This is a genomic window from Vibrio sp. 1069 (assembly GCF_033340555.1).
Map to the genome: position 1 here is coordinate 220,277 of NZ_JAWOWP010000006.1, position 8,637 is coordinate 228,913.

Sequence of the window (8,637 nt, forward strand, 5' to 3'; positions counted from 1 at the left end):
ACCTAAATAAAAAGTCGGCTTACAGGCCGACTTTTTTTAACTCTTCTTCTGCAAAGTCTGCCGTAATGGGCACATAACCATCTTTCTCAACCAACGCTTGTCCCTGAGCAGAAAAGATAAAGCGAATAAATTCAGCTTCAATTGGTGTTAATGGGTAATCAGGGTGCTTATTCACGTAAACATATAAGTAACGTGATAGTGGGTACTTACCACTAACAATATGTTCTCGCGTTGGAGTCACGTAGTCATTTCCCATTTTAGCCACAGGGACTAAGCGCACACCTGCCACTCGATAACCGACACCGGAATAACCAATTCCACTGATGGTTGACGCTACAGCTTGCACAACTGACGCGGAGCCTGGCTGCTCGTTAACTCGGGTCTTGAAATCGCCGCCACACAAGGCATTACTTTTGAAGTAACCATAAGTTCCAGAAACGGAGTTACGACCAAACAACTGTACGTTTCGCTTTGCCCACTGTGATTCAAGACCGAGTTGCTGCCAGTTTGTGACAAATTGACTTTCACCACAGCGTAGCGTGGCAGAAAACAAAGCATCTAATTGACTAAAGTTAAGACCTTGAATTGGATTATCTTGATGAACAAAAATACCGATTGCATCGATGGCTACCCTAAGCGCCGTTGGCTTGTAGCCATGTTCACGTTCAAACGCTTCAACCTCTCTTAAACGCATAGGGCGGCTCATGGGACCAAACTGAGCTGTTTGTTCGGTCAATGCTGGAGGGGCAGTAGAAGAGCCAGATGCTTGGACTTGCGCATTAATATTCGGGTAAATGGATTTAAACTCTTCAACCCAAAGCGTTGTCATACCCGCAAGTGTATCGGAGCCAACAGAGAGCAAGTTCCCGACAATCCCCGTCGTTTTATGATAACTCGGCAATGGTTTATCTTGAGCGGCAGCCATAAAAGAACAAACAAGCGCGAATAAACTGAATGTTTTTGCTAATCGTAAAGCCATTATTTCACCACCAAACGCTCAGGCAATACGAAAGAAAACTTACTACCCACGCCTACTTCACTGTGAATTTCTAAATGAGAGTCATGGTGACTCAGCGCGTGTTTTACAATGGCAAGCCCTAAACCACTTCCACCAGTATCACGTGATCTTGCTTTATCCACTCGATAAAAACGCTCAGTAAGTCGGTGGAGGTGCTGAGGTTCAATACCATCACCACTATCTTCCACCTCTAAGCATGCGCCTTGAGAGGTCTGGAACCAACGAACATTAATGTTCGCACCAGGCGGTGTGTATTTGACGGCATTATAAACGAGGTTAGAGATAGCACTACGTAACTGGTCATCATCGCCCAGCACGCGTAGGCTAGCATCAACATCAAATTTCAATTTATGTTGGTTGTCCCCACTAAGGCTAACCGCCTCTTTTTCTAACACTTCAAGCATCGCGGGCACATTCACGACTTCCTCAAGCTCATGCATAGGTGCCGCTTCAATTTTAGATAGTGTCAGTAGTTGGTTCACCAAACTGTTCATGCGGTTAAGCTGCTCCGTCATGACACCATGAGCTTTGCTCCACATAGGACCCACGACCATATCAGGATCTTCTGTCATCTCAAGATAACCTTGTAGCACCGTCATTGGTGTACGCAGTTCATGAGATACGTTGGCAAAGAAGTTGCGACGCATTCCCTCAAGTTGTTTTAACTGGCTAACATCACGCACCACCATCAAATGTTCACCTTCGGTATACGGTACGATACGTAGTTCTAGCATGCGTTCGACATTGAGTGGTGAACGCATTTCTAATGGCTCTGAAAAGTCTTTCTTGTTGAGGTACTTGATAAAATCAGGTGTACGAATGAGATTGGAGATAGGTTGACCTGAATCTTCTGGCCAATGGAAGCCCAGTAAGTGCTGAGCCAGCTTGTTGCACCAAACAATATTGCCTTCAGCACGGAATACCACTACCGCATCGGGTAGCGATTCTGCACCATTTCGGAATCGACGAATAAGATTAGTAAGCTCTTTTCGTTTGCGGCGTTGGCGCTGTTGTAAGCGATACAACCCATTGAACAAAGATTCCCAGTTACCGCTACCAGATGGTGGCGTGAGGCGTTTTTCATCCCATAACCAAGAAGATAAACGTACTTGGTTATGCAAATGCCACACAAGCTGCAATGCCGTAGCAGCCAAAAGCAACCACGGCATATAACCGAATATCCAACCTACTATCACCCATGGGGTGTAAAAAAAAGCCAGCTCCCAAGCCAGCTTTTTCCACGTTAATCTTTCAACCACTCATAACTCCAGAAATGGTACCGATAAGCTGCGTGTTAATTTATGCCTTCGTCGAGAAGCGGTATCCAGCACCACGAACAGTTTGGATCAGCTTATCATGCCCTGCAGCTTCCAATGCTTTACGCAGGCGGCGAATGTGAACATCAACCGTACGGTCTTCGACATACACGTTAGTGCCCCAAACATTGTTTAATAGCTGCTCACGGCTGTATACGCGTTCTTGATGCGTCATGAAAAAATGAAGCATCTTAAATTCTGTAGGGCCCATGTCTAATGGCGCATCATTAGCCGTAACACGGTGCGATACAGGGTCAAGCTTCAATCCCTGTACATCAATTACATCTTCTAGTGCAGTAGGGGTAACGCGACGAATCACCGCTTTTAGGCGTGCAACCAACTCTTTAGGAGAGAATGGCTTAGTAATGTAGTCATCCGCACCGACTTCTAAACCGCGCACTTTATCTTCTTCTTCACCACGAGCGGTAAGCATCACAACTGGAATGTTGCGCGTTAATTCCTCTCGCTTCATATGTTTGATGAAGTTAATGCCACTACCGCCTGGTAACATCCAATCCAGTAAAACTAAATCAGGGAAGGGTTCAGCCAGTTTGGTTACTGCAGTATCGTAATCTTCCGCTTCTACCGCTTGGTAACCTTTCTGCTCAAGTACGAAGCACAGCATTTCGCGAATAGGAGCTTCGTCTTCAACAACCAGAATCCTTCTAGACATAATTGAGTAACCTTATGTTCGTTGAGCTAATGAATTTAAGAGACAAAGCGCCTCTCTATGCATAAGCATTATCACTACCAATTATGACACTTTTGTGACCTTTGAAAACAAATTTTCATATAACTTTCTTTTGAGGTTCATTCGGATATTTTTCATTTCTATTAAGACATCAGCACAAAAATTCCCTATGATTAGTCCCTTGTCATCAAGCCTAGAGAAGATTTATGTGGTTTAAAAACTGTCTGGTATACCGCGTTAACCGCGAGGTTACTTTTAACGCCGAACAACTAGAAACTCAGCTGTCTGAATTCCGATTCACCCCGTGTGGCAGTCAAGACAAACAGAAATTTGGCTGGGTCAGTGCAATGGGTAGACATGGCGATATGATGACTCACGTGTCAGAAAACCGCATTCTGATTTGCGCCAAGAAAGAAGAGAAAATGCTACCTGCCTCTGTGATCAAAGAATCATTGAATGCAAAAGTAGAAGCAATGGAAGCGCAAGAAGGTCGTCCTCTGAAGAAGAAAGAGAAAGACAACCTGAAAGATGACATCGTAATGGATTTACTGCCGCGCGCATTCAGCCGCAGCAGCCACACTCACGTGCTTATCATGCCAAAAGAAGGTTTTATCCTTGTTGATGCAAGCAGCTACAAAAAAGCAGAAGATGTATTAGCATTGCTTCGTAAAACCATGGGTAGTTTACCTGTTATTCCTGCTATTCCAGAAGTGGCGATTGAAACTACGCTAACCGAGTGGGTGAAAAGCGGTGACACACCTCAAGGTATCAGCATGATGGACGAAGCTGAGCTAAAATCCGTACTTGAAGAAGGTGGTGTGATTCGCTGTAAGAAGCAAGAGCTAACCACTGATGAAATCCGCAACCACATCGCTGCGGATAAAGTCGTGACAAAACTTGCGCTTAATTGGCAAGATCGTATTGAGTTCATTATGACGGAAGATGCGGGCATCAAACGTCTAAAATTCTCTGATGAATTGAAAGATCAAAACGATGATATTCCACGTGAAGATCAAGCAGCTCGATTTGATGCAGACTTCTCTCTAATGTGTGGAGAGTTCAGTGCTTTCCTTCCCAACCTATACGATGCGCTAGGCGGCTTACCGAATCCTAACGCATAATATTGTATAAAGGTTAACCATAACGCCCTCACTTTTTTTGAGGGCGTTTTTCTATCTGAAGCACAATTACCCTAGTCACAGTTCACATTTTGACGTAAAATTTGCGCCCCATTTCCATTAGGTGGAATTGGCCTGACTTGTGATCAGATAAAAGAGAATTGAGCAATGACAACTGAGAAAGCATTCGTGCCTGAGCTACTATCTCCAGCGGGCAGCCTGAAAAACATGCGTTACGCATTCGCCTACGGGGCAGATGCAGTTTACGCTGGCCAACCTCGCTACAGCCTTCGCGTACGTAACAACGAGTTTAACCACGAGAACCTAAAAATCGGTATCGATGAAGCCCACGCCCTAGGCAAAAAGCTTTATGTGGTATGTAACATTCAACCACACAACTCGAAGCTAAAAACCTTCATCCGTGATCTTAAGCCAATCGTAGAGATGGGTCCTGACGCATTGATCATGTCAGATCCAGGCCTAATTATGATGGTTCGTGAAGCTTTCCCAGAAATGCCAATTCACCTTTCTGTACAAGCGAACGCTGTAAACTGGGCGACCGTTAAGTTCTGGGCAGCGAATGGCGTGGAACGTGTGATCGTTTCTCGCGAGCTATCTCTAGAAGAAATCGAAGAAATTCGTGAGCATTGCCCTGAAACTGAGCTTGAAGTATTCGTTCACGGTGCATTATGCATGGCTTACTCAGGTCGTTGCCTACTTTCTGGCTATATCAACAAACGTGACCCTAACCAAGGCACTTGCACTAACGCATGCCGCTGGGAATACAAAGTTGAAGAGGGTAAAGAAAACGACGCTGGTGATATCGTAGAGAAATTCGACCCGACTGAAGCACAGCCTGTCGAAGTACAAGACGAGCGCCCTGAAACCACAATTGGTCGCGGTAAACCAACAGATGAAGTCGTTCTGCTTTCTGAAGCACACCGTCCAGAAGAAAAAATGGCAGCTTACGAAGACGAGCATGGTACTTACATCATGAACTCTAAAGACCTACGTGCGGTACAGCATGTTGAGCGCCTAACCAAGATGGGTGTGCACTCGCTGAAAATCGAAGGTCGTACTAAATCATTCTATTACTGTGCTCGTACTGCACAGGTTTACCGTAAAGCGATTGATGATGCTGTAGCAGGCCGACCATTTGATGAAAGCCTAATGGGCACACTAGAGAGCCTAGCTCACCGTGGCTATACCGAAGGCTTCCTACGTCGTCATACTCACGACACCTACCAGAATTACGATTACGGCTACTCAGTTTCTGATGCTCAACAGTTTGTCGGTGAGTTCACTGGTAAACGTCGTGGCGATATGGCTGAAGTAGAAGTGAAAAACAAATTCCTTGTCGGTGATAGTCTTGAGCTAATGACGCCAAAAGGTAATGTTGTTTTCACGCTAGAAGCGATGGAAAACCGTAAGTCAGAGTCTATTGAGGATGCCAAAGGGAATGGTCACTTCGTCTTCATTCCAGTACCAGCAGATCTAGATTTAGAATACGGTCTATTGATGCGTAACTTGAACTCAGGGCAGGACACCCGTAACCCGACTGGTAAGTAATCATGGCCTTGCTCATTACTGACAAATGCATCAACTGCGACATGTGTGATCCCGAATGCCCCAATGGGGCAATCAGTATGGGAGAGAGCATTTTCGAAATTGATCCAGCGCTATGTACAGAGTGTAAGGGGCATTACGAAAAGCCGACCTGTCAGTCAGTGTGTCCAATTACAAAATGCATAATCACTGATCCGAACCATGTCGAAACTGAAGAGCAGTTGCTTGAAAAATTCGTGATTATTCAAGGGTTAGCATAAGAGCAATTAGGTTCAACTTTGACATCAAAGTTGAACCTTTTCTCAACCTGATTTTTCAATAGGGATAATATTGCAGAACAGCTCTTTTTCAAAATGATACTCTAGTCTCTCACGCCAATTTTCCGCTTGAGAAACAGGTATTAAATAAAAGTTTTCTCGGCTCGTATCAGTAACGAAAGCCATTCCATATTGCATCAGCTCATAATGCACATCATTAACAAAACCCGGATCAAGGCGTTGACGCCCAGTCAGGTGATTCACATCCTCTCGAGTCAAAGAGACTCCTTTAGTATCACTGCTAAATCTGTGTCTTAACCACTCTGCAAATTCTTTTGCACAAATCATAGTCATGGTTTTGTCCTTGATTTACTCTTCTAACAGGAAAAGGGTATATCCCTGCCTTACACACTTGTCTGCGTTGTTATCGCTTTTTAGCCAACTGACAGACATATTGCTAAGAAACCAGAGTATCGTGACGAAAGATCTTTTTCTAAACAGAGAAGTTACAACTTACCCATACTACAACTCTTTGTTTAATTTAGATTTCTATAATATGTCCCCAAAACTGATTGGGTTAGTTTTTGTATTGGTACTATTCAATGTAGACAAAAGTATGATGTTTCTCCAGTTTCATAAAAGAGATCACCAAGTACAGATAAACCTGAAGAGTAACACTAATTAGGATTGATAAGCGGCAAGCATTGAGGTGGAACGACTTTTTTTCGTTTGGGCTTAGAGGTTGTTTTTACCCGTTGAGGGGTATCAGTAGGTTTTGCTTTTGGCGCCCAACTTGCAAGCTCAGCACCGCAACCATCACCTACTGGAGGTGGTGCTTGATCAACACAATAGTCGCTCGAATCAGGACAAGACAACCTGACGTGAAAGTGGTAGTGATGCCCCCACCATGGACGCACTTTACGTAACCAAGAACGATCTTTGCCGTTTTCTTGCAAGCAAAGTTGCTCCTTAATAACAGGATGTACAAAAATTCGTGCAACATCCTTACTTTTTGAAGCGTACCGAATTAGTTTAAAGTGTCGTTCTTCCCAGCGATGATTAAGTATGGAATAACCTTTTAAATCCACCACACTCATGGGCTTAGGAAGTTGTAATTCGTTATAAGAAAGCGGTTGGTCAGCAAGTCTTAACCAGATATCGATATCTAACCCAGTTTGATGACTAGAATGACCAGAGGAGAACCTTCCACCTCTAGGTAAAGACAAATCACCAATTAGCAGAGTGGTGTTGAGATTTTGATGAGCTTTAAGCGCCAGATTTTCAATAAACCCTATCGTTTTAGGGTGCCCATAGTAGCGCTTCGTTTTACTACGTAAGACTTGATAACCAACGCCATCGAGAGGCAAGGGTAATGCACCATCTAAACAACCGTTAGCATAACTACCAATAGAGGAGGAAGAGTTTCGGGTAGGATTAACCACAGACTCCCAAGGAGTAGAACATACTGAAGCTGAGAAACATAAACCCAAAGTTACAATGAAACTCAGCCTCATAGCCTTTAACCTTTAGTAGTGTTCGCCATTATCGTAATAAGCTTTAGGAGATAAGGCGGAAAAGATAACTGCAACATCAATATCGGCACCAGCGATACCGCGCACTTGTTGCGTAATAAGCTTGGCAACTTCATCTTGCACTACCTGGCCACGGTCGAACCAAAGCACTTCGACAAAAGGATATGCAGCACTCACCTCACCCTCATTGAAAAACGTAGTGTAGATATACTCAAAAGTAAAATCCTCACGCGGACAGTCCATTAGAGGCTGAAGTTCATCCGTAAGGGGTTTTGATAATGCCTGAACAGCTTGTGGCTCTACAGCACGGAATCGAAAATGTGGCATAAACTTACTTCCTAATTATTAGCATTAATGCATGATGATAACAGGAACCAAGTCAGTAATCATCCAAGCCAATGTAACCACTGACCTTTCAATAGATTGTGAATCAGATGTGCTCGATAACGAAGAAAAAGTGTTATGAAATTCGAAGGTAAAACAGAAAGAGCAAAGCGATACATCAACATTTAGTAATTACATTACTAGAAAATAAAACTATCTGAAGCAAAGGTATGCCATATTCGTTGGATAAACATACACCTGACGCCGAAACTATACGTTAGGAATAAAAGAGCCCCTGACCTAAGCCAGAGGTTATGAACATGGGGGATAGGTGAAGTGGACCAATATCCCGGAGATATGAACTTTCAATCCCCCGATACTTTGGTATCAGAGGAATCGACAGCTCTCCAACTAGTCAGATTCTCTTTTCTTCAGATGCAAAAAAGCCCCAGCATTACTGCTGAGGCTTTAGAGTATGGCAGGGGTGGAGAGATTCGAACTCCCAACACGCGGATTTGGAATCCGCTGCTCTGCCAATTGGAGCTACACCCCTGTAATTCGTGTTTATTGAGACGACGCTCAAATAAGTGGCGGAGTGGACGGGACTCGAACCCGCGACCCCCGGCGTGACAGGCCGGTATTCTAACCAACTGAACTACCACTCCGCAGTGGTATCACTCGCTTTAATAAGCAAGCGTCCGCTTTTGTCTTCACTTTTCGAAAAAGTGAAAATAAAACTAAAGCCTGGCGATGTCCTACTCTCACATGGGGAAGCCCCACACTACCATCGGCGCTATTTCGTTTCACTTCTGAGT

General features: G+C 44.2%; 9 protein-coding genes and 2 tRNA genes. 3 read left to right on the forward strand and 8 right to left on the reverse strand.

Features of this window, described 5'->3' with window-relative positions; genetic code table 11:
• Positions 1–19 precede the first annotated feature (19 nt).
• The 3 genes from R7040_RS12495 to phoB are packed head-to-tail and all read right to left on the reverse strand — an operon-like array spanning position 20 to position 3,007.
• On the reverse strand, positions 20–979 hold the full coding sequence (locus R7040_RS12495; RefSeq protein ID WP_025768852.1) for a PstS family phosphate ABC transporter substrate-binding protein: 960 nt from the start codon (positions 977–979) through the stop codon (positions 20–22).
• Positions 979–2,277: a phosphate regulon sensor histidine kinase PhoR gene (gene phoR / locus R7040_RS12500; RefSeq protein ID WP_005383667.1), complete on the reverse strand. Its 1,299-nt coding sequence runs from the start codon at positions 2,275–2,277 to the stop codon at positions 979–981. The genes R7040_RS12495 and phoR overlap by 1 nt, the downstream gene beginning before the upstream one ends.
• 40 nt (positions 2,278–2,317) lie before the next feature.
• Positions 2,318–3,007, reverse strand: coding sequence for a phosphate regulon transcriptional regulator PhoB (gene phoB / locus R7040_RS12505; protein WP_005381752.1), 690 nt, complete (start codon positions 3,005–3,007; stop codon positions 2,318–2,320).
• Between the two features lie 224 nt (positions 3,008–3,231).
• Between phoB and rdgC the strand changes: the two genes are divergently transcribed.
• The 3 genes from rdgC to R7040_RS12520 all read left to right on the forward strand — a co-directional run bounded on the left by rdgC (position 3,232) and on the right by R7040_RS12520 (position 5,969).
• Positions 3,232–4,146: a recombination-associated protein RdgC gene (gene rdgC, locus R7040_RS12510; RefSeq protein ID WP_033905787.1), complete on the forward strand. Its 915-nt coding sequence runs from the start codon at positions 3,232–3,234 to the stop codon at positions 4,144–4,146.
• Between the two features lie 165 nt (positions 4,147–4,311).
• Positions 4,312–5,712, forward strand: coding sequence for a tRNA 5-hydroxyuridine modification protein YegQ (gene yegQ, locus R7040_RS12515; RefSeq protein WP_025768851.1), 1,401 nt, complete (start codon positions 4,312–4,314; stop codon positions 5,710–5,712).
• Positions 5,713–5,714: 2 nt separating this feature from the next.
• Complete coding sequence (locus tag R7040_RS12520; RefSeq protein WP_005381763.1) at positions 5,715–5,969, forward strand: YfhL family 4Fe-4S dicluster ferredoxin; 255 nt, start codon at positions 5,715–5,717, stop codon at positions 5,967–5,969.
• Between the two features lie 42 nt (positions 5,970–6,011).
• On the opposite strand, the gene R7040_RS12525 is transcribed toward R7040_RS12520, so the two are convergent.
• The 5 genes from R7040_RS12525 to R7040_RS12545 form a co-directional block, all read right to left on the reverse strand.
• A complete protein-coding gene (locus R7040_RS12525; protein ID WP_005381765.1) occupies positions 6,012–6,320 on the reverse strand; it encodes a hypothetical protein in 309 nt (102 codons plus the stop codon).
• Positions 6,321–6,643: 323 nt separating this feature from the next.
• Positions 6,644–7,480 carry a penicillin-insensitive murein endopeptidase gene (gene mepA, locus R7040_RS12530; RefSeq protein WP_064353646.1) on the reverse strand — a complete coding sequence of 279 codons (837 nt, stop codon included), beginning with the start codon at positions 7,478–7,480 and terminating at the stop codon, positions 6,644–6,646.
• 12 nt (positions 7,481–7,492) lie between these two features.
• The gene (locus R7040_RS12535) at positions 7,493–7,825 is read right to left on the reverse strand and encodes a DUF1904 domain-containing protein (protein ID WP_064353645.1); all 333 of its coding nucleotides are present in this window, start codon (positions 7,823–7,825) and stop codon (positions 7,493–7,495) included.
• 473 nt (positions 7,826–8,298) lie between these two features.
• Positions 8,299–8,375, reverse strand: a tRNA-Trp gene (locus R7040_RS12540).
• A 35-nt stretch (positions 8,376–8,410) separates the two neighbouring features.
• A tRNA-Asp gene (locus R7040_RS12545) sits at positions 8,411–8,487 on the reverse strand.
• Positions 8,488–8,637: the final 150 nt, after the last annotated feature.

Excerpts from the sequence above, each read along its gene's own strand:
- R7040_RS12495 (WP_025768852.1), bottom strand. The coding sequence starts at position 979 with ATGGCTTTACGATTAGCAAAAACATTCAGTTTATTCGCGCTTGTTTGT.
- phoB (WP_005381752.1), bottom strand. The coding sequence starts at position 3,007 with ATGTCTAGAAGGATTCTGGTTGTTGAAGACGAAGCTCCTATTCGCGAA.
- rdgC (WP_033905787.1), top strand. The coding sequence starts at position 3,232 with ATGTGGTTTAAAAACTGTCTGGTATACCGCGTTAACCGCGAGGTTACT.
- yegQ (WP_025768851.1), top strand. The coding sequence starts at position 4,312 with ATGACAACTGAGAAAGCATTCGTGCCTGAGCTACTATCTCCAGCGGGC.
- R7040_RS12520 (WP_005381763.1), top strand. The coding sequence starts at position 5,715 with ATGGCCTTGCTCATTACTGACAAATGCATCAACTGCGACATGTGTGAT.
- R7040_RS12525 (WP_005381765.1), bottom strand. The coding sequence starts at position 6,320 with ATGACTATGATTTGTGCAAAAGAATTTGCAGAGTGGTTAAGACACAGA.
- mepA (WP_064353646.1), bottom strand. The coding sequence starts at position 7,480 with ATGAGGCTGAGTTTCATTGTAACTTTGGGTTTATGTTTCTCAGCTTCA.
- R7040_RS12535 (WP_064353645.1), bottom strand. The coding sequence starts at position 7,825 with ATGCCACATTTTCGATTCCGTGCTGTAGAGCCACAAGCTGTTCAGGCA.